Source organism: Streptomonospora nanhaiensis, assembly GCF_026642255.1.
Taxonomy (GTDB): Bacteria; Actinomycetota; Actinomycetes; order Streptosporangiales; family Streptosporangiaceae; genus Nocardiopsis; species Nocardiopsis tropica.
The window spans coordinates 4505164-4524432 of record NZ_CP113264.1 but is presented as its reverse complement, the minus strand read 5'-3'; the positions used below and the strand labels follow the sequence as shown (position 1 = coordinate 4524432).

Here is a 19269-nt window from a genome sequence, read left to right as displayed (position 1 = left end):
AGCTCCTCCTCCCCGGTGAACAGGGGTGCGGCCTTCTCCATAACCACCGTCACATTGTTGGTGGGAAAGATCTGTCAACCCCCTGTGTGACCACGGCGTCTCTGAGAGAGACGGTGCTCGCGCCGTCGAGCGCGTGGGAGTCACGCGTACGAGGTAGGGGGAAGCATGGAGGGCCGTCACGGCAACCTGGTGGAGAGCGGGGCGTACTGGCTCCTCTACGTGGTCTCGGTGAGCGGTGCGCTGCTGCACTGGCGGCTGGGCAACGAGGGCCTCGCGGCGGTGTGCGCCGCGGCCGCGGTGTCCGGCGCGCTCCTCATCGGCAGGGGGCACCGCGGCATCGCCGCATAGCGCGGCCGGAGCTCCGGCCGCGGCACTATTCCCGGCTGTACTGGGGGGATTTTCACCCACCGCCCGCACCCGTCCCCGGGCGTTCGCCGCACGGCCGTGCGGATAGTCTTCCGGGTATGCGTTCATGGTCTGCGCCTGACATCGTCCCCCTGCCGGGTACCGGCGGCCCCCTCCGTATCCACGACACCACCACCGGACGGATAGAGACGACGACGCCGGGGCCCCGGGCGGGGATGTACGCCTGCGGGATCACCCCCTACGACGCCGCCCACCTCGGACACGCCTTCACGTACCTCACCTTCGACCTGGTCAACCGGGTCTGGCGCGACGCCGGCCACGACGTCGACTACGTGCAGAACACCACCGACATCGACGATCCGCTCCTGGAGCGGGCCGAGGCCCTGGGCGTGGACTGGCGCGACCTCGCCCACCGCGAGATCGATGTGTTCCGGGACGACATGGCCGCGCTGCGGATCATCCCCCCGACCTCCTACGTCGGGGTCGTGGAGTCCGTCGACCTCATCAGCGAGCTCGCCGCGCGCATCCGCGGCACCGGCGCCGCCTACGAGATCGACGGCGACCTCTACTTCTCCATGGCCGAGGCCGAGCACTTCGGCGAGATCAGCCACATGAGCCGCGAAGAGATGCTGGAGGTGTTCGGCCAGCGCGGCGGCGACCCCGCGCGGGCCGACAAGAAGGACCCGCTCGACTGGCTGCTGTGGCGCGCCGAACGCCCCGGCGAACCCGCCTGGGAGAGCCCGCTCGGTCGCGGCCGTCCCGGCTGGCACATCGAGTGCAGCGCCATCGCCCTCGACAGGCTCGGCCCGAACTTCGACCTCAACGGCGGCGGCAGCGACCTGATCTTCCCGCACCACGAGATGGGCGCGGCCGAGACCCGCGCCACGACGGGCGGCCCCAACGCCCAGCACCACCTGCACGTCGGCATGGTCGGCCTGAACGGCGAGAAGATGTCCAAGTCCCTGGGCAACCTCGTGTTCGTGTCCAAGCTGCGCGAGCAGGGCGTCGAACCGGCCGTGATCCGCCTGGCCATGCTCACGCACCACTACCGCTCCCCGTGGGAGTGGACCGACGTGGAGCTCCCCGCCGCCGCCGAGCGCGCCTCCCGCTGGCGCGCGGCCCTCGCCCTGGGTGCGGGACCGGACGCCGCTCCCGTGCTGGCCGCCGTGCGCTCGGCCCTGGCGAACGACCTGGACTCGCCCGGCGCGCTGGCCGCCGTGGACGCCTGGGCCGACACCGCCCTCACCGCGGGCGGCACGGACGCCGCGGCCCCCGCCCTGGTGCGGGCCACGGTCGACACCCTCCTGGGCGTCGCCCTCTAGGGTTTTCCGGGCCGGGGGCCCGCCCCGGCCCCGGGGCGCTCCGACGCCCCGTCCGCCGCAGGAAGGGCGCACCGCGTCGCGCGCAGGCGGCGCCGCGCCCCTTGCCGGGCACGGGCCCTGTCGGGGCGCGGGGTTTGCCGGAGGCGCCCCGTCAGGGCGCCGAGAAGTCCGGGTAGGGCGACCGGGGCGGGTCGTCGGGGCTCAGCCGCACCACCGGGATGCCGTTCTCCGGATCGGCCCCCACCCTCGCGAAGGACTCCGGGCCGCCGTCCACCTCGTGCCCCAGCCCCCGCATCAGCGCCACCGCGGCCTCGGGGTGGCGCTCCGCGTAGTGCGCCAGCGCCTCCCCGGACTCCTGCGGGGAGAGCACGGTGGCAGTGCCCCGGTGGCGCCGCCCGCCGACCTGGAACAGCACACGCGGCTCCGCGACGATGTTGCGGAACCACTGGGAGCGCCGACCGTAGCCGGAGGCGATCAGCACCGCCCCCGTGGTGTCGTTGCGTCCCACCACCTCCAGCACCGCCTGGCGGGCCTCCCCCGTCGTGCGGCCCCGGTGCGTCAGCAGCACGAACCGGCCTCCGAGGGCCCCGCCCAGCCCCAACCTGTAGATCCAGATCGGCGCGCGGAACAGGGCCCGGCTCAGGGGTGTGGTGGGCGGTTGGGCGAACGGCATGGCGTGGCCTTCCTGGGTACGGTCCCGGGCACGGGCGCCCCGAGTGTAGCGACGACGCCGCCCCGCCCCGCCGCCGCCACGCCCGCGAACCGTCCGAGGGCGGTGCCACAATCCCGGACATGCAGACAGGACCGGACGTACTCCGCGACACCGACTGGACCCGTACCTTCCACGCCTACGGTTCCGGCGCCGACGCCCCCGACCACCTGGCGCCCCTGCTCACCGGAGACCCCGGCGGGAGCGAGCGGGCCCTGGGCTACCTGTACAGCGCGATCCTCCACCAGGGGACCGTGTACTCCGCGACCGTCCCCGCGGCGCTGTTCGTCGCCGGGATCCTGGACCGCCCCGCGCTCGCGGCCCCGGCCACGACGCCGTTCACCGCCTCAGGGGAGTCCGCACCCCTCCGGCAGCTCCTGCTGGGCTTCCTCGCTTCGGCCGCCGAGGGCGCGCTGCACTGCCCCGCCCCCGGGGACCAGGCGCCGCCCGAACCGCCCTCCGAGGCCGACCTCGACCGCGTGTACGCGGCGCTGAACGCCCCGGACGCCGCCGAGGACGCCGAGATCTGGGAGGACCCCGTGATGGACGCCCTCATGTACCGGGTCGGCCCGGACATGCGCGCCGCCGCCCCCGTCCTGTACGAGGCGGTCCACCCCCACCTCACCCACCCCGACCCGGTGACGCGCATGCACGCGGTGGAGGCCGCGACGGCCGCCGCCCGTCTGGGCGGGTTCGACCCGGACCTGTCCGGCGCGGCCGACATGGCCGAGTCCCGCGACGAGGGCGCGGTGATCGTCCTCGCGGTGGGACAGGCCGGGCGGGACACCGCCGAGTTCCTCGCCCACGCGGACCCGGCGATCCGTGCCTGCGCCGCCCTGGCCCCCTCCCAGGCCGGCAACCCGGCCGCCACCGACGAGCTGGCCGCCGCACTGGCCGACCCGGCCGCGGCGGACGCCTGGTTCGGGAGGCGTCCGGCGTACTTCCCCGGCCACGTCCGGTTCACCCTGGCCCGGGCGCTCGCCGAGCGGGCGGCCCCCGACGACGCCGAACGGCTGCTGCCGGTGCTGCGCGCGATGGTGCCGCTGTCCTCCACGTACGTCGGCGCCCAGGACGTCGGCCCGCTCCTGCGGGTGGCGTTCCCCGCGGCCGGGGAGGCCGGCGCGTGCCGGGACCTCACCGCGGTACAGCGCGCCTACCTGTCGGCCCTGCTCGACAACGACGCCCTGTGGGAGGGCAGGATCGCCAACTTCCGGGTCCACCTCAAGGGGCTGGGCCTGCCGGGGGACCGCGTCGGGATCAGCGCCCTGGCCGGGGTCTGAACGCGGGGGCGGACACCGGGTGCGGGGCCCGGCCCGCAGGGGCCCCGTCCGCTCCCGGCAAGGCCCGGAGGGGATTTGTTCATCTTCGTCTCGATATGCACGTGCAGGGTGACCACCTGTGGCCACGACCTCGGCCAAACACCCGTATCAGGGCTCCAGGCGTGGTGGGATAACCCCCATGACAACCCCCACGCGGCACAGCGCGGCCGCCGAACTCATCGCGGACTTCGTCTCCACCGGTGGTCACCTGACGGACCGGGCCGACCTCGCGCGGTTCCTCCGCCGGCACCACCTGGCCACCGAGGGGGCCATCCCCATCACCCTCGCCGACCTCGACGAGGCCATCGCCCTGCGCGACGGGATCCGGGCCGTCCTGGACCGGGACTCCGAACCGGACACCGAGGCGATCGCGCGGGGGCAGAAGGTCCTGGACGGCCTGCGGGTCACCGTGCGGCTGGAGCCCGCCCGCGACTCCGGGGGACAGCTGGCCCCCGCCGTCGTGGACGAGGTGCGGCGCGGCCTGGCCCGCATCGCCGGGGCCTGGGCCGCGGTCCTGGCCACGGGGGAGTGGCGCGGCCTGCGGGTGTGACCGGGACCCTTCCGGCCAGGGGCGGGACCCGGCGGCGGGGTGGCCGCGGCCGGGGCCCGTGGGCGTCGCGCCCGGATGTCAGCCGTCGTCGCGGCGGCGCAGGTAGCGCTCGAAGTCCCGGGCGATCGCGTCGCCCGAGGCCTCGGGGAGCTCGGCGGTGTCCTTGGCCTCCTCCAGGCCGCGCACGTACGACGCGATGTCCTCGTCCTCCGCGGTCAGCTCGTTGACGTTGGCCTCCCACGTCACCGTCTCCTCGGGCAGCGAGCCCAGGGGGACCTGGACGCCCAGGAAGTCCTCCACCCACGCGAGCAGTGCCAGGGTGGCCTTCGGGCACGGCGGCTGGGCCACGTAGTGGGGGATGGCCGCCCACAGCGACACCGTCTCCATGCCCACGGAGCTGAACGTCTCGTGCGCGACGCCCAGGATCCCGGTCGGCCCCGAGTAGGTGGTCGGCTCCAGACCCAGGTCGGTGCCCAGGTCCACCGGCGTGGCCATCCCGGTCACCGGGATCGGCCGCGTGTGCGGGGCGTCCGCCAGCAGCGAGCCCAGCATCACCACGCGGGTGACACCCAGCTCCCGCGCGATCGCCAGCAGGTCGGCCGCGTACGAGCGCCACCGCATGTTCGGCTCGGGCCCGGTGACCAGTACCACGTCGCGCCCGGCCCCGGGCGGAGAGGCCACCTGGACCCGCGTCGTCGGCCATTCGACCTCGCCGACCACGCCCTCCACCACGGACATGCGCGGACGCGTCACCTGGAAGTCGTAGTAGTCGTCCGGAGCCAGGGCGCACAGCTCGTACGCGCCCCACTCCCTGGACAGGTGTTCCACGGCGAGGCTCGCGGCCTCCCCTGCGTCGTTCCAACCCTCGAACGCCGCCACCATGACAGGCTCGACAAGCTCCCGGGCGAGCTTGATCATCGGTGGCCCCTTCCTGCACGTGGACGGAGTCCACCCTATGGGGTGCCGCCCCACCCGGGAAACCGTTATGCGGGCCCGGCCAGGGGGGCCTGGCGCACGCGAGGTGGGACACCTGTCTCACGTGCTGAAACAGCCTATGGGGTAGCCTCGGAGACAGCGACTGAAACGGACGCAGCTGTCCCCGGACGCCCGACCCGCCCCGCGCCGCGGGTCGACCCAGTGCCACGCATCACGGGGACAGAACTGGGCCGCCCCGGTGCTCTTACATAGAGTTGCTGAACATGAGAGCTCGCCTCACCTTCCGTGAAGCACTGTCCCGACGCGTCCTCGTGGCGGACGGAGCTATGGGCACCATGCTCCAGGCTCACGATCTCGACCTCGACCAGTTCGAGGGCCACGAGGGATGCAACGACATCCTCAACCTCACCCGTCCCGACATCGTCCGCGACACCCATGCCGCCTTTCTTGCCGTGGGTTCCGACGCCATCGAGACGAACACCTTCTCCGCCAACTTCTCGGGTCTGGCCGAGTACGGCATCGAGGAGAGGACCTACGAGATCGCGGAGGCCGGAGCACGGGTGGCCCGAGAGGCCGCCGACGCCTACTCCACCCCCGACCAACCCCGCTACGTCCTCGGCTCCGTGGGACCCGGCACCAAGCTGCCGACCCTGGGCCACGCCCCCTACGCCCTCCTGAGGGACTACTACGAGCAGTGCCACCGGGGCCTCATCGACGGTGGCGCCGACGCCATCCTCATCGAGACCTGCCAGGATCTGCTCCAGGTCAAGGCCGCCGTGGTGGCGGCCCAGCGTGCCCGCAAGGCCCTGGGCAAGGACATCCCGATCATCGCCCAGGTCACCATCGAGACCACGGGCACCATGCTGCTCGGATCGGAGATCGGCGCCGCGCTGACCTCCCTCGAACCCCTGGGCATCGACGTCATCGGCCTCAACTGCGCCACCGGCCCCGCCGAGATGAGCGAGCACCTGCGCTACCTCTCGCACCACTCGCGCATCCCCATCTCCTGCATGCCCAACGCGGGCCTGCCCCAGCTGGGCGCCAACGGGGCGGTCTACCCGCTCTCCCCGGCAGAGCTGGCCGACGCCCACGACACGTTCACCACCGAGTTCGGCCTGAGCCTGGCCGGCGGCTGCTGCGGCACCACCCCCGAGCACCTGCGCCAGGTCGTGGAGCGCGTCCAGGGACGCGGCATCAAGGACCGCAAGCCGTTCGTGGAGGCCTCGGCCTCCTCGCTCTACCAGAGCGTGCCCTTCCGGCAGGACGCCAGCTACCTGGCGGTCGGCGAGCGCACCAACGCCAACGGGTCCAAGAAGTTCCGCGAGGCGATGCTGGAGGGCCGCTGGGACGACTGCGTGGAGATGGCGCGCGACCAGATCCGCGACGGCGCCCACCTGCTCGACCTCAACATCGACTACGTGGGCCGCGACGGGGTCAGCGACATGCGCGAGCTGGCCTCACGCTTCGCCACCTCCTCCACCCTGCCGATCATGCTGGACTCCACCGAGCCCCCCGTCCTGGAGGCCGGGCTGGAGTCCCTGGGCGGCCGGGCGGTCGTCAACTCCGTCAACTACGAGGACGGCGACGGCCCCGACTCCCGCTTCACCCGCATCATGGAGCTGGTCAAGGAGCACGGCGCCGCCGTGGTCGGCCTGTGCATCGACGAGGAGGGCCAGGCCCGCACCGCCGAGTGGAAGGTCCGGGTCGCCAGCCGCCTCATCGACGAGATCACCGGCGACTGGGGCCTGCGCACCGGTGACATCCTCATCGACTGCCTCACCTTCCCGATCACCACCGGACAGGAGGAGACGCGCCGCGACGGCATCGAGACGCTGGAGGCGATCCGCGAGCTCAAGCGCCGCTACCCCGAGGTGCAGACCATCCTGGGCCTGTCCAACCTGTCCTTCGGCGTCAACCCGGCCGCCCGTATCGTGCTGAACTCTGTGTTCCTGCACGAGGCGGTCCAGGCGGGGCTCGACTCGGCCATCGTGCACGCCTCCAAGATCGTGCCGATCAACCAGATCCCCGAGGAGCAGCGCAAGGTCGCGCTCGACCTCGTCTACGACCGGCGCGAGGGCGACTACGACCCGCTCTCCGCGTTCATGGACATGTTCGAGGGCGTGGACGCCAAGTCCATGCGTGCCTCCCGCGCGGAGGAGCTGGCCGCGCTGCCCCTGTGGGAGCGACTGGAGCGCCGCATCATCGACGGGGAGCTCACCGGCATCGAGGCCGACCTGGAGGAGGCGCTCCGGTCCAAGCCGGCCCTGGCCATCGTCAACGAGACGCTCCTGTCCGGCATGAAGACCGTCGGCGAGCTGTTCGGCTCCGGCCAGATGCAGCTCCCGTTCGTCCTCAAGTCCGCCGAGGTCATGAAGAAGGCGGTCGCCTTCCTCGAACCGCACATGGAGAAGACCGACGACGACGGCAAGGGCCGCATCGTCCTGGCCACCGTCAAGGGCGACGTCCACGACATCGGCAAGAACCTCGTCGACATCATCCTGTCCAACAACGGCTACGACGTCGTCAACATCGGCATCAAGCAGCCCGTCTCGGCGATCCTGGAGGCGGCCGAGACCGAGCGGGCCGACGTCATCGGCATGTCCGGGCTCCTGGTCAAGTCGACGGTGATCATGCGCGAGAACCTGGAGGAGATGAACTCCCGGGGCATCTCCGAGCGCTTCCCCGTCCTCCTCGGCGGTGCGGCGCTGACCCGCTCCTACGTGGAGCAGGACCTGGCCGAGACCTTCGACGGCGAGGTGCGCTACGCCAAGGACGCCTTCGAGGGCCTGCGCCTGATGGACGCGTTCATGGCGGTCAAGCGCGGCGAGGAGGGCGCCTCGCTGCCGGCCCTGCGCCAGCGCCGCGTCAAGACGGGGGCCAGGCTCAAGGTCACCGAGCCCGAGGAGATGCCCGCACGCAGCGACGTGTCGACCACCAACGCGGTGCCCACCCCGCCGTTCTGGGGGGACCGGATCAGCAAGGGCATTCCGCTGGCCGAGTACTCCGCGTTCCTGGACGAGCGGGCCACCTTCATGGGCCAGTGGGGCCTCAAGGCCGCCCGCGGCGGAGAGGGCCCCTCCTACGAGGAGCTGGTGGAGACCGAGGGCCGCCCGCGCATGCGGATGTGGCTCGACCGCATCCAGACGGACGGCCTGCTGGAGGCGGCCGTGGTGCACGGCCACTACCCCTGCTACAGCGAGGGCGACGACCTGGTGGTCCTGGACGACGACGGGGTCACCGAGCGCACGCGCTTCACGTTCCCGCGCCAGCGCCGCGACCGCCACCTGTGCCTGTCCGACTTCTTCCGGCCCAAGGAGTCGGGGGAGCTGGACGTGGTGTCCTTCCAGGTGGTGACCGTGGGGGCGGCGATCAGCCGCGCCACCGCGGAGCTGTTCGAGAAGAACGCCTACCGCGACTACCTGGAGCTGCACGGGCTGTCGGTGCAGCTCACCGAGGCGCTCGCCGAGTACTGGCACACACGCGTCCGCGCCGAGCTGGGCTTCGCGGGAGAGGACCCGGCGGAGCTGGACGCGTTCTTCAAGCTCGGCTACCGGGGTGCGCGGTTCTCCCTGGGCTACGGGGCGTGCCCCGACCTGGAGGACCGGGCCAAGATCGTGCGCCTGCTGGAGCCCGAGCGGGTGGGCGTGAACCTGTCGGAGGAGTTCCAGCTGGTGCCGGAGCAGGCCACCGACGCGATCGTCATCCACCACCCGGAGGCGACGTACTTCAACGTCTGAGCCGGACGCGCGGCCCCGCCCCCGGACCGGGGGCGGGGCCGCGCCCCTTTTCCCGGGCGCGGACTGTGGGGCAGCTCTCCTCCCGCCCCCGCCCGAGTGTTCGTAGTGTGGAAAGGACGCCGACAGGTCCTCTTCACGGCGCGGGCGCCCCCGGTTCGGCACGATGAACGGCAGGGGCGCCCCGCGGGCGGGCTGGGGTACCCATCACACACGAGGGGAGAGTGCGGCGCTCCGCCCGGCCGGGTGCCGGGACGCGCCGCCGAACGCATGAGTGAACCGAGCACGCTGAGCCGTGAGACCTCCGAGACCGGGACCGGGAGACGGCTCCAGGCCGTGCTGCTGGACATGGACGGCACCCTCATCGAGAGCGAGCACCTGTGGGGCGAGGCCGAGGCCGAGCTGGTCGCCGAGCTGGGCGGGGTGTGGACCGAGAGGGACCACGAGGCCAACGTCGGCAACGCCGCCGAGCCCGTGGGCCGCTACATCGTCGCCCTGACCGGAGCCGACCACCTCACCCCGCGCCAGGTGGCCGACCTGCTCTACGCGAAGTTCCGGACCAAGCTCGAGGGCGGTGCCCAGCTGCGCCCGGGGGCCAAGGAGCTGGTGGACATGCTGTCGCTGGCCGGTGTGCCCGTGGTCCTGGTGACCTCCACCGAACGGCAGCTCATCCAGGCGGCGATCGGCGGCATCGGCATCGACAGCTTCGACGACTCCGTGGCCGGTGACGAGGTCGAGGCCAACAAGCCGCACCCCGACCCCTACCTCAGGGCCGCCCGGCGCCTGGGCGTGGACCCCGAGCGCTGCGTCGCCTTCGAGGACTCGGTGGTGGGCGTGGCCTCGGCGGCCGACGCCGGGTGCGTCACGGTCGCCGTGCCCAACCACGTGGAGATCCCGCCGCGCGAGGGCGTGGTCTTCCGGGACAGCCTGGTGGGCGTGGACCTGGACTGGCTGGAGTCGCTGGTCGCCGACCGCTGACCCTCCTCCCCGGCCCGGGTCGGGGAGGACGGCCGGCGGCGGGCCCGGCGTCCGTGCGCCGGACTTCCCCGCGGCCCCGCCCGGCCCCGGGGGACCGGCGGGCGGGGCCGCCGTCGGGGTGCCCCCGCACCCTCCTCCCGGCCCGCCGGCACGCGGGTAACGTGGGAGAAGGGCCCCGGCACGGGCGCCGGATCGGGGGCAAGCCCTAAGGGATCGACCGGATGTGCGCTCCGGCGCCGGATGGGAGACTGGGCCCATGCCTGAGAACCTGACGTGGATGACCGGTGTGATCCTGGGAGGCGGCCTCACCCTCGTGGGGCTGGTGATCTCCTTCGTCGTGTGGCGCGCGAAGGGCGCCGCCCACGGTCTGCGGGGGGTGGCGTGGTCGCTGCTCCCGCTGGCCGCCGGTCTGATCGGGCTGATGAACGCCGTCTGGCAGTTCGTCATGAGCATCGTCGGCATCCTGGTGGGGCTGCTGTTCAACCCCGCCGTGTGGGCGGGCGTGGCCCTGGCGGGCCTGGCGGTGGTCCTCTACGTCGTCTCCGGCGTCATGGCGGCCCGGGGCGTGGGGACCCGGTCCAGGGGCGGGGCCTCCGAGGAGCCGAAGGCCGCCCGGGGCGGAGGGCAGGCGGGCGCCGCCGGTGCGGCCAAGCCCGCGGCCGGCCAGGTGGGCGCGGCCCCGAAGAACCCGAAGAAGACGGCTGCCGACGACGACCTCGCCGACCTCGGCGACATCGAGGCCCTCCTGCGCAAGCGCGGTATCGACTAGGGCCCCTTCCGCACCGGCCCCGCGCCCTCTTCCCCAGGGCGCGGGGCCGACTGCTGTGCCCGGCTCCCCCCGTTACCACGGACCGGTCGCCGGACGGACCGGGGGCCGGCCCCCGGTCCCGTGGCGGGCGGCCCGGTTCCGGTGACGGAGCGTGCGGACCCCCTGGTTCTCGGGGTGATGACGGCACAGTAACGGCCGAGTCACTGTTCGCTTTGCGCGTTCATGTCGTCACTCTTCGACGCATAGCACTTGCCATAGGACGCCGTTCTCGGGGTGGACGCGGGCAGAAGCGGACGTATCGTGGGGGATCGCGTCAGTGCCACATCGCCCCAGCTCGCGGCCGGTCGTCGGATGAATGCGAACTCTGTCATCATTTGTTGTTATATACGTTTTTTGACAGTGTTTGTCACGATTTAGATACATGGCCGGGGATTGGACGATATGCGCTCAAAGGGCGAGTAGGTTTGTCGCTGTGTAACAGCCCGGGCGTGACGGTCCCCGGATGTGCCCAACTCCTCATGTGAAGCGGCGCACCCCGGCGGCCAGAGTCAGCGAAGGCGGGGCACCCACCCGCCGCGCGGACCAGCGCCCACGCCAGCCAGCGTCGAGAACCGGCCGGCCCCACCGTGAGATCCCCGACGGGTCAACCCCCGGAGGTCTCACGCGTGGGATCTGCGCGTTCCCCTCGGCCAGAAGCGTATGAGTGGAGAGTGGTGGCCTGATGAGCGCGCCCTCGCATGTCCCTGAGTCGGCGGAGCAGTCCGACGCTGTGGACGTCGCAGTGACGGCCCCCGTGGGCCGCAGTGACGCGGGCAACCGGTCCCTCCGGCAGATCGCCTGGCAGCGGCTGCGCAAGGACAAGGTCGCGATGGTCTCCGGGATCGTCGTCGTACTGCTCATCCTGGCCGCGATCCTCGCGCCCCTCCTGGTCAAGTGGTTCGGGTACCCCCCCACCCAGTTCAACCAGGACCTGATCGAGCCCAACACCGGTCTGCCGATGAGGGACCCCGACAACCCGGACCCCTTCGACACCGACCCGTGGGGCGCCATCAGCGGCGACCACCTGCTGGGCATCGAGCCCAAGACCGGCCGCGACCTGTTCAGCCGCATCCTCTACGGCGCCCAGATCTCCCTGCTGGTGGCCTTCCTCTCCACGCTGCTGTGCGTGGCCCTCGGGACCGTCCTCGGCATCATCGCGGGCTACAAGGGCGGCTGGGTCGACACCCTCATCAGCCGGGCGATGGACGTCTTCCTCGCCTTCCCGCTGATGCTCTTCGCCATCGCGCTCGTGGGCGTCATCCCCGACGGGGTCCTCGGCCTCCAGGGCAACGGGCTCCGCGTCGGCGTCATCGTGTTCATCATCGGGTTCTTCAACTGGCCCTACATCGCGCGCATCGTCCGAGGACAGACGCTCTCGCTGCGCGAGCGCGAGTTCGTCGAGGCGGCCAGGAGCCTGGGCGCCAGCAACCGGCACATCCTCTTCCGGGAGATCCTGCCCAACCTGGTCACGCCGATCGTGGTCTACTCCACGCTGCTCATCCCGACCAACATCCTCTTCGAGGCGGCCCTGAGCTTCCTGGGCGTGGGCATCAACCCGCCCACCCCGAGCTGGGGAAAGATGCTCTCCGACGCGGTCCCCCTGGCCCAGTCCGCCCCGTACTACATCCTCTTCCCGGGCCTGGCCATCTTCATCACCGTCCTGGCGTTCAACCTCTTCGGCGACGGCCTCCGGGACGCCTTCGACCCCAAGACCTCCGACTGACCAAGGCCGGTGTGGCTGCCCCGCCCAGCCCACGCCATCCAAGGCACGGGTCCGACCACTGGTCGATCCCATCCCCACATCAGGTTCGCAAGAGAGGCAGTTCCTTGAGGAAACGCACCCTCGGATTCGTCGCGCTGGGCGCGGCCGCGTCCATCTTCCTTTCAGCTTGCGGCGGTGGTGGCTCCGAGGGCGGAGACACCCAGGCCAACGGCGCCTACGACCAGGGCTCCACGGAGATCGTGAACCCGTCCGACCAGACCGGCGGCACCCTGCGCTACGCCATCTCCTCGGACTTCGACTCCACCGACCCGGGCGACACCTACTACGGGTTCAGCTGGAACTTCACCCGGTACTACGCCCGTACGCTCCTGGCGTTCACCCCGGCCCCGGCCAACGCGTCCACCGAGCTGACCACGGACATGGCCACCGGCATGCCCGAGGCCAACGACGACTTCACCGAGTGGACCGTCAAGATCCAGGAGGGCCTCAAGTACGAGGACGGCTCCGAGATCACCGCCCAGGACATCAAGTACGCGATCGCCCGCTCGAACTACAACGGCGGCGAGCTGCCCAACGGGCCGCGCTACTTCGAGGCGCACCTGGACCAGGAGCCGTTCAACGTCTTCGAGAGCGACGACCCGCTGGCGGACTTCACGGCCGTCGAGACGCCGGACGACTACACCCTGGTCTTCCACCTCAAGGACTCCTTCTCCGAGTTCCCGTACATCCTGACCCAGCCGCAGACCGCCCCGGTCCCGCTGGACAGCGACCGCGGCGCGCTCTACAAGGAGAACGTCGTCTCCTCCGGGCCGTACAAGTTCGACGGCGCCTACCAGCCCGGCGTCGCGCTCAACCTGACCCGCAACGAGCACTGGGACAGCGAGACCGACCCGATCCGCCCGGCCCTGCCGGACGAGGTCACCGTCGAGATCGGCGTGGACCAGGACGAGATCGACCAGCGCCTGGTCAACGGCGAGATCGACGTCGACCTCTCCGGTGTCGGCGTCGGCCCGGCCATGAAGAGCACGCTGCTCACCGACGAGGCGGCCCAGCCCAACCTGGACAACCCGCTCTCCGGCGCCCTGCGCTACGTCAACATCCACACCCCGGTCATCGAGGACGTCGCCTGCCGCCAGGCGATCATGTACGCGGCCGACCGTGACAGCCTGCACCGCGCCTGGGGCGGTGAGAGCGGCGGCGACCTCGCCACCAACCTGCTCCCGCCGACCATCCCCGGCGCCGACCCGGAGTCGGACCTCTACCCGTCCACGGACAACAAGGGCGACCTGGAGGCCGCGCAGGCCAAGCTCGAGGAGTGCGGCGAGGACGAGGGCTTCGAGACCACCATCGCCGTCCGCGACGGTCGTCCCAACGACATCGCCACCGCCGAGGCCCTGCAGGAGTCCCTGACGCGCGTCGGCATCCAGACCGACATCCAGACCTTCCCGGCCGAGGACTTCTTCGCCCAGTACGCCGGCTCGCAGGACTACGTCCGTGAGAACAACATCGGTCTGAGCGTCTCCGGCTGGATCCCCGACTGGGCCACCGGGTACGGCTTCGCCTCCAAGATCACCGACGGCGACGCCATCCAGGCGACCGGCAACTACAACACGTCCGAGCTCGACGACCCCGAGGTCAACGGCCTCTGGGACGACGCCCTCAAGACCGAGGACCCGGACGAGCGCGCCAACATCTACACCCAGATCGACACCCTGGTCATGGAGCAGGCGGCCATCCTGCCCGTCGTCTTCGACCGTGCGATGTTCTACCGCTCGGACGAGCTGACCAACGTCTACTACACGTCGTCGTACGCCATGTACGACTTCATGGCCATCGGCGTGGACCGGGGCTAGAGCCCCAGCCGGCCTGAACTAGTACGAGAAGGCAGGTGAACGCGGCGGGGGTCCCACGGCCCCGTGGGTACCCCCGCCGCCGACCGCGATGCTGAACTATATTCTTCGCCGCCTCGGAGCGGGGCTGCTGCTGCTCGCCGTCGTCACGGCGGTGACCTTCTGTATCTTCTACGTCCTGCCCCGGTGGGCGGGCGTGACCCCGCGCGGCATGGCCGCCATGTACGTGGGCAAGGCGCCCACGCCCGAGGCGCTCGACGCCACGGTGGCCCGGCTCGGCCTCGACCAGCCCATCGCCGTGCAGTTCTTCGACTTCGTGAAGTCGCTGCTCTTCGGTTCCGAGTACACCTTCGGTCGGGAGACCGTGGAGTGCGCGGCCCCCTGCCTCGGCTATTCCTTCACCACCAACAGCCCCGTGCTGCCGCAGCTGCTCGACCGCCTGCCGGTCACGATGTCGCTGGCCTTCGGCGCGGCCGTCATCTGGGTCATCGGCGGCGTGGCCGTCGGCGTCCTGTCCGCGGTCAAGAAGGGCAGCCTCTTCGACCGCCTGGCCATGGGAACCGCCCTCGTCGGCGTCTCCATGCCCGTGTACTTCACCGGCCTGCTGGCCCTGGCCTTCCTCGTCCACGAGTGGAACCTGTTCCCCGTCTCGCGGTACGTGCCGCTGGGGGAGGACCCCGTCGGCTGGTTCCAGGTCATGATCCTGCCCTGGGTGACGCTGGCGTTCCTGCACGCGGCCCAGTACGCGCGGCAGACCCGCGCGGGGATGCTGGAGACCCTGGGCGAGGACTACATCCGCACCGCCCGCGCCAAGGGGCTCAGCGAGCGCCGCGTGATCTTCAAGCACGCGCTGCGCCCGACCCTGACCCCCATCGTGACGATCTTCGGCCTGGACCTGGGCCTCGTCCTCGGCGGCGCGATCCTCACGGAGAAGGTGTTCTCCCTCAACGGCGTGGGCGCCTACGCCATCGACGCGATCATCGGCAAGGACCTGCCCGTGGTGCTCGGCGTGACCCTGCTGGGAGCCGTCTTCATCGTCATCTGCAACCTGATCGTCGACCTGCTGTACCCGATCGTCGACCCGCGGGTGCGGATCGCGAAGTAACGCGCGACAGCGTTCGACCAGACCAGCTCTAATGAAGGAATGTGACATGGCCTCGACCGAGCCCGTCGTCCGCGTGGACGACCTGAGGGTGACGTTCCCGACCATGGACGGCGACGTCCAGGCGGTGAACGGGTTGTCCTTCGAGGTGCCCGCCGGCGGCGCCCTCGGCATCGTGGGCGAGTCCGGCTCGGGCAAGAGTGTGACGTCGCTGGCGCTGATGGGCCTGCACCGGGGGAGCCGGGCGCGGATCAGCGGTTCCATCGAGGTGGTGGGCAAGGACGTGGTGTCGGCGTCGGACAAGGAACTGCGGCGCATGCGCGGCAACGACATCGCGATGGTCTTCCAGGACCCGATGCAGTCGCTGCACCCGCAGTACACGATCGGCAACCAGCTCGTCGAGGCCTACCGGATCCACAACCCCAAGGCCTCCAAGGCCGACGCGGTCAAGCGGGCGGTCGAGTCCCTGGACCGGGTGGGCATCCCCGACCCGGCCAAGCGGATCAACTCCTACCCGCACGAGTTCTCGGGCGGCATGCGCCAGCGCGTGGTCATCGCGATGGGGCTGATGTGCGATCCCAAGGTGCTGCTGGCGGACGAGCCGACCACGGCCCTGGACGTGACGGTGCAGGCGCGCATCCTGGACCTGCTGGACGAGCTGCGCCGCGACCTGAACATGGGCCTGATCCTGGTCTCCCACGACCTGGCCGTGGTCGCGGGTTCGGTGGACGAGGTCGTGGTCATGCGCCACGGCGTGGCCGTGGAGCGCGGCGACGTGCGCCGGGTCCTGTCCGCACCCGAACACCCCTACACGCAGGGGCTCCTGGCCGCGGTGCCGCGCGTGGAGGTCTCCCGCGCCCAGCGGCGCGCCCAGGACCGCGCGGACCGGATCGAGAAGGAGCAGCGCGACGGCACGGTCACCGAGCCCGGCGAGTTCAAGGCCTTCGTCCCGCCCGTGAGCGGCACAGGCGACAACGCCGGCGAGCCGCTGCTGCGGGTCGAGGACGTGGCGCAGCGGTTCAAGGTGCGCGGCGGCACGTGGGGCAAGGCCACGGACTTCTGGGCGGTCAAGGGTGTGTCCTTCGATCTGCACCAGGGGGAGACCCTGGGGATCGTGGGCGAGTCCGGATCCGGTAAGAGCACGTTGTCGCGGATGGTGATGCGTCTTCTGGAGCCCACCCGGGGCCGGGTGGAGTTCGAGGGGCGCGACATCACGCACATGTCGGAGCGGGCGCTGCGTCCGCTGCGCCGTGATGTGCAGATGGTGTTCCAGAACCCCTACTCCTCGCTCAACCCGCGTCTGACGGTGGGGGACGCGATCGGTACGGCGCTGCGGGTGCAGGGGGAGAAGGACGGCAGGAAGGTGCGCCGGCAGGTGCAGGAGCTGTTGGAGCGGGTGGGGCTGGAGCCCAACCACTACAACCGGTTCCCGCACGCGTTCTCGGGCGGTCAGCGCCAGCGGATCGCGATCGCGCGGGCGCTGATCCTCAAGCCGAAGCTGATCATCTGCGACGAGCCGGTCTCGGCGCTGGACGTGTCCACGCAGGACCAGGTGCTGCGGCTGCTGTCGGAGCTGCAGGACGACTTCGGTCTGACGTACATCTTCGTGGCGCACGACCTGGCGGTGGTGCGCCAGGTCAGCGACCGCGTCGCCGTCATGCGCGCCGGCGAGGTCGTCGAGTCCGGTGACAGCGACTCGGTGTACGAGAACCCGCAGAGCGATTACACGCGCCAGCTGCTCACGGCGGCGCCCGTGCTGGACCCGGACGAGGCCCGCCGCCTGCGCGCGGAGCGCGTGGAGAAGCGCGCCAAGGGCGAGGCCGCCTGAGCCCGGCCCGGCAGGGACGGGCCGCCGGCGGGGCGGAACGGTAGGACGCGGAGGCGCCGTGGGGACACCCCCGCGGCGCCTCCGCCGTTGCGGCTCACCCCCGCCCGGTGGCCGCTTCGGCGAACAGGTCCGCCATCTCGCGGGCGTAGGCCCCGTGCTCCTCGGCGGGGCGCCGTGCCACGGACCGCGGGGCGGAGCTGAGCGCGGCGAACAGGGCGTCGGTGAAGACCTCGGGGTCGAAGGGGCGGAACTCCCCGTGGCGCTGCCCCTCGGTGAGGAAGCCGACCAGCTCGGCCCGGCCGGCCTCGTTCCCCCGGGCGACGTGCTCCTGGAGCGCGGGCGGGAGCGCGGCGGAGAGCACCTCCCGGCGCGCGACCATCTCCTGGGGGTGGCTCGCGCAGTACGTGACGTGGCCGGTGACGATCCGGCGCAGACCGTCCTCGAAGCCCTCCAGGGGTTCGGGTCCGCCTTCCATCGCGCGGTCCAGGCGGGCGTCGATGTGGCCGAGGACCTCTCTGATCAGGTTCTCCTTGGTCTTGAAGTGATAGGTGATCAGCCCCGGGCTGATCGAGGCCCGTGCGGCGATGCGCACGAAGGAGGCGCGGGAGTACCCCTCCTCGGCGATGGCGGCGATCGCCGCCGTGACGATCTGCCTGCGGCGGGCGTCCTCGATGAAGGACCGGTCTCCGTCCGTCCTGTCGACTGGTTGCATGAATAGAAACCTATATGCTCAACTAGGATCATGGCGAACACCGGCGGAGAGGACCTCGGAACCCCGTGAAGAACGACCGCGTACTCGCCCTCACCGGAGCGACGGTGCTCGTGGGCGCCCCGCTCACGCCACGACGGGACCGCACCGTCCTGGTCTCGCAGGGCCGCGTCGGCGCGGCCGGACCCGGCCGCGCCGCCGACCTCCTCGCCGTGCGCGGGGACCCGCTGACCGACCTCGGCGCGCTGCGCCGGGTCGCCCTGGTACTGCGCGACGGGCGAGCCGTCGTCGACCGAACCCGAGAGAAGGCGTCATGAGCAGGGCCGAGCAGGCGACGAACCGACCGACCGTGGTCCGCGACGGAGCGGTGGCCCACGTGCTGCTGTGGACGTGCTTCCCCCTGCTCGGGGCGGCGGCGGGCTGGGTCCTGTCCATGGTCCCCGGGTGGCTGGCGGCGCTTCCGGAGTGGGTCCACGCGCTTCCCATGGTGCCGGGCCGGGAGCAGGTCGACCTCCTGGCCGGGCTGGACGGACCCGTCCTCACCGCCGTCCTGAGCGCCGTCGGCCTGGGGGCCGGCGCGCTGCTGGCGCTGCTGTCCTACGGCGACATGGTCGTGGTGGAGGTCGGCGACGGGGGCGTGCGGATCACCCGCGGGGGGAAGGGGCCGGAGATCGGACGCGACCGTGTCGGCACGGTCTTCCTGGACGGCAAGGACCTGGTCGTCCTCGGCCCGGACACCGCCGAAGCCGCCCGCGAACGCACCGACCACGGCGCCGGGCGCCTCCGCGCCGCCTTCGAGGCGCACGGCTACCGGTGGCGTGACGGAGACCCGCACGCAGACGAGTTCCAGCGCTGGGTGGACGGGATGCCCGGCCTCGAACAGCACGCGCAGGCGGTCCTGAGGGCGCGCCGGACCGCGTTGGAGTCCGGGGACGCGGACGACTGCGCGGAACTGCGCGGCGAGCTCGCCCGGCTCGGCGTGGTCGTGCGCGAGGAGGGGAAGCGGCAGTACTGGCGCCCGGTGCGGCGCGGAGCCGTGGGGGAGGGCTGACCCGCGCCCGACGGGGGAGCGGAGGGCTGCCGGAGCCGGAGGGCGCGCCCGGCGCGCCCTCCGGACGCTTCAGGGGCGGGAACGCGGCGGAGGCCTCCCCCCTTCCCGGGGGTCGGGCGCTCCGTCCTGGAGTCGCGCTGTTCCCCGGGCTCCTGCCTCCCGGGGGCCGGGGCTTTCCCGGGGACCGGGGCGGTGCGGTGGCCCGGTGCCGGGCCCCTGCGCCGACCGGGCCGGTTCTCGCACCCCCTCGCCGATGCGGTGGTTGCCGCGCGGCCCGTGCGCGG

16 protein-coding genes are annotated in these 19269 nt (G+C 71.7%); 13 read left to right on the top strand and 3 right to left on the bottom strand.

Annotated features, from left to right (window positions below; genetic code table 11):
• Positions 1-165: 165 nt before the first annotated feature.
• Together OUQ99_RS19700 and mshC are read left to right on the top strand one after the other, a co-directional pair.
• Positions 166-348, top strand: a complete 183-nt coding sequence (locus OUQ99_RS19700; RefSeq protein WP_267945258.1) for a hypothetical protein — start codon at positions 166-168, stop codon at positions 346-348.
• Positions 349-464: 116 nt separating this feature from the next.
• Positions 465-1688 carry a cysteine--1-D-myo-inosityl 2-amino-2-deoxy-alpha-D-glucopyranoside ligase gene (gene mshC, locus OUQ99_RS19695; protein ID WP_267945257.1) on the top strand — a complete coding sequence of 408 codons (1224 nt, stop codon included), beginning with the start codon at positions 465-467 and terminating at the stop codon, positions 1686-1688.
• Between the two features lie 151 nt (positions 1689-1839).
• Here mshC and OUQ99_RS19690 read toward each other — a convergent pair whose 3' ends face one another.
• Positions 1840-2361, bottom strand: a complete 522-nt coding sequence (locus tag OUQ99_RS19690) for a nitroreductase family deazaflavin-dependent oxidoreductase (protein WP_267945256.1) — start codon at positions 2359-2361, stop codon at positions 1840-1842.
• A 119-nt stretch (positions 2362-2480) separates the two neighbouring features.
• On the opposite strand from OUQ99_RS19690, the gene OUQ99_RS19685 reads away from it, so the two are divergent.
• Together OUQ99_RS19685 and OUQ99_RS19680 are read left to right on the top strand one after the other, a co-directional pair.
• Positions 2481-3677, top strand: a complete 1197-nt coding sequence (locus OUQ99_RS19685) for a hypothetical protein (protein ID WP_267945255.1) — start codon at positions 2481-2483, stop codon at positions 3675-3677.
• Between the two features lie 178 nt (positions 3678-3855).
• Positions 3856-4266 (top strand): ABATE domain-containing protein, encoded by a 411-nt coding sequence (locus OUQ99_RS19680; RefSeq protein WP_267945254.1) that lies wholly within the window; start codon positions 3856-3858, stop codon positions 4264-4266.
• 78 nt (positions 4267-4344) lie between these two features.
• Here OUQ99_RS19680 and OUQ99_RS19675 read toward each other — a convergent pair whose 3' ends face one another.
• Entirely contained in the window at positions 4345-5184 is an 840-nt protein-coding gene (locus OUQ99_RS19675; RefSeq protein WP_267945253.1) for a PAC2 family protein, read from the bottom strand.
• A gap of 281 nt (positions 5185-5465) precedes the next feature.
• On the opposite strand from OUQ99_RS19675, the gene metH reads away from it, so the two are divergent.
• The 7 genes from metH (at position 5466) to OUQ99_RS19640 (ending at position 17225) form a co-directional block, all read left to right on the top strand.
• Positions 5466-8939, top strand: coding sequence for a methionine synthase (gene metH / locus OUQ99_RS19670; protein WP_267945252.1), 3474 nt, complete (start codon positions 5466-5468; stop codon positions 8937-8939).
• Between the two features lie 267 nt (positions 8940-9206).
• A complete protein-coding gene (locus OUQ99_RS19665) occupies positions 9207-9914 on the top strand; it encodes an HAD family hydrolase (protein ID WP_267945251.1) in 708 nt (235 codons plus the stop codon).
• 256 nt (positions 9915-10170) lie between these two features.
• A complete protein-coding gene (locus OUQ99_RS19660; RefSeq protein WP_267945250.1) occupies positions 10171-10683 on the top strand; it encodes a cellulose synthase in 513 nt (170 codons plus the stop codon).
• Between the two features lie 721 nt (positions 10684-11404).
• Entirely contained in the window at positions 11405-12445 is a 1041-nt protein-coding gene (locus tag OUQ99_RS19655; RefSeq protein ID WP_267945249.1) for an ABC transporter permease, read from the top strand.
• Positions 12446-12549: 104 nt separating this feature from the next.
• A complete protein-coding gene (locus OUQ99_RS19650) occupies positions 12550-14298 on the top strand; it encodes an ABC transporter substrate-binding protein (RefSeq protein WP_267945248.1) in 1749 nt (582 codons plus the stop codon).
• A gap of 88 nt (positions 14299-14386) precedes the next feature.
• The gene (locus OUQ99_RS19645) at positions 14387-15400 is read left to right on the top strand and encodes an ABC transporter permease (protein WP_267945247.1); all 1014 of its coding nucleotides are present in this window, start codon (positions 14387-14389) and stop codon (positions 15398-15400) included.
• Between the two features lie 46 nt (positions 15401-15446).
• Positions 15447-17225, top strand: a complete 1779-nt coding sequence (locus tag OUQ99_RS19640; RefSeq protein ID WP_267945246.1) for an ABC transporter ATP-binding protein — start codon at positions 15447-15449, stop codon at positions 17223-17225.
• Positions 17226-17319: 94 nt separating this feature from the next.
• Here the strand turns inward: OUQ99_RS19640 and OUQ99_RS19635 are convergent, their stop codons facing one another.
• Positions 17320-17937, bottom strand: coding sequence for a TetR/AcrR family transcriptional regulator (locus OUQ99_RS19635; RefSeq protein ID WP_267945245.1), 618 nt, complete (start codon positions 17935-17937; stop codon positions 17320-17322).
• Between the two features lie 65 nt (positions 17938-18002).
• Between OUQ99_RS19635 and OUQ99_RS19630 the strand changes: the two genes are divergently transcribed.
• Entirely contained in the window at positions 18003-18251 is a 249-nt protein-coding gene (locus OUQ99_RS19630; protein ID WP_267945244.1) for a hypothetical protein, read from the top strand.
• Positions 18248-18985, top strand: coding sequence for a YqeB family protein (locus OUQ99_RS19625; protein WP_267945243.1), 738 nt, complete (start codon positions 18248-18250; stop codon positions 18983-18985). Before OUQ99_RS19630 ends, OUQ99_RS19625 begins: the two co-directional genes overlap by 4 nt.
• Positions 18986-19269 lie beyond the last annotated feature (284 nt).

Coding starts and splice junctions, on each gene's coding strand:
- OUQ99_RS19700 (WP_267945258.1), top strand. CDS start 166: ATGGAGGGCCGTCACGGCAACCTGGTGGAGAGCGGGGCGTACTGGCTC.
- mshC (WP_267945257.1), top strand. CDS start 465: ATGCGTTCATGGTCTGCGCCTGACATCGTCCCCCTGCCGGGTACCGGC.
- OUQ99_RS19690 (WP_267945256.1), bottom strand. CDS start 2,361: ATGCCGTTCGCCCAACCGCCCACCACACCCCTGAGCCGGGCCCTGTTC.
- OUQ99_RS19685 (WP_267945255.1), top strand. CDS start 2,481: ATGCAGACAGGACCGGACGTACTCCGCGACACCGACTGGACCCGTACC.
- OUQ99_RS19680 (WP_267945254.1), top strand. CDS start 3,856: ATGACAACCCCCACGCGGCACAGCGCGGCCGCCGAACTCATCGCGGAC.
- OUQ99_RS19675 (WP_267945253.1), bottom strand. CDS start 5,184: ATGATCAAGCTCGCCCGGGAGCTTGTCGAGCCTGTCATGGTGGCGGCG.
- metH (WP_267945252.1), top strand. CDS start 5,466: ATGAGAGCTCGCCTCACCTTCCGTGAAGCACTGTCCCGACGCGTCCTC.
- OUQ99_RS19665 (WP_267945251.1), top strand. CDS start 9,207: ATGAGTGAACCGAGCACGCTGAGCCGTGAGACCTCCGAGACCGGGACC.
- OUQ99_RS19660 (WP_267945250.1), top strand. CDS start 10,171: ATGCCTGAGAACCTGACGTGGATGACCGGTGTGATCCTGGGAGGCGGC.
- OUQ99_RS19655 (WP_267945249.1), top strand. CDS start 11,405: ATGAGCGCGCCCTCGCATGTCCCTGAGTCGGCGGAGCAGTCCGACGCT.
- OUQ99_RS19645 (WP_267945247.1), top strand. CDS start 14,387: ATGCTGAACTATATTCTTCGCCGCCTCGGAGCGGGGCTGCTGCTGCTC.
- OUQ99_RS19640 (WP_267945246.1), top strand. CDS start 15,447: ATGGCCTCGACCGAGCCCGTCGTCCGCGTGGACGACCTGAGGGTGACG.
- OUQ99_RS19635 (WP_267945245.1), bottom strand. CDS start 17,937: ATGCAACCAGTCGACAGGACGGACGGAGACCGGTCCTTCATCGAGGAC.
- OUQ99_RS19625 (WP_267945243.1), top strand. CDS start 18,248: ATGAGCAGGGCCGAGCAGGCGACGAACCGACCGACCGTGGTCCGCGAC.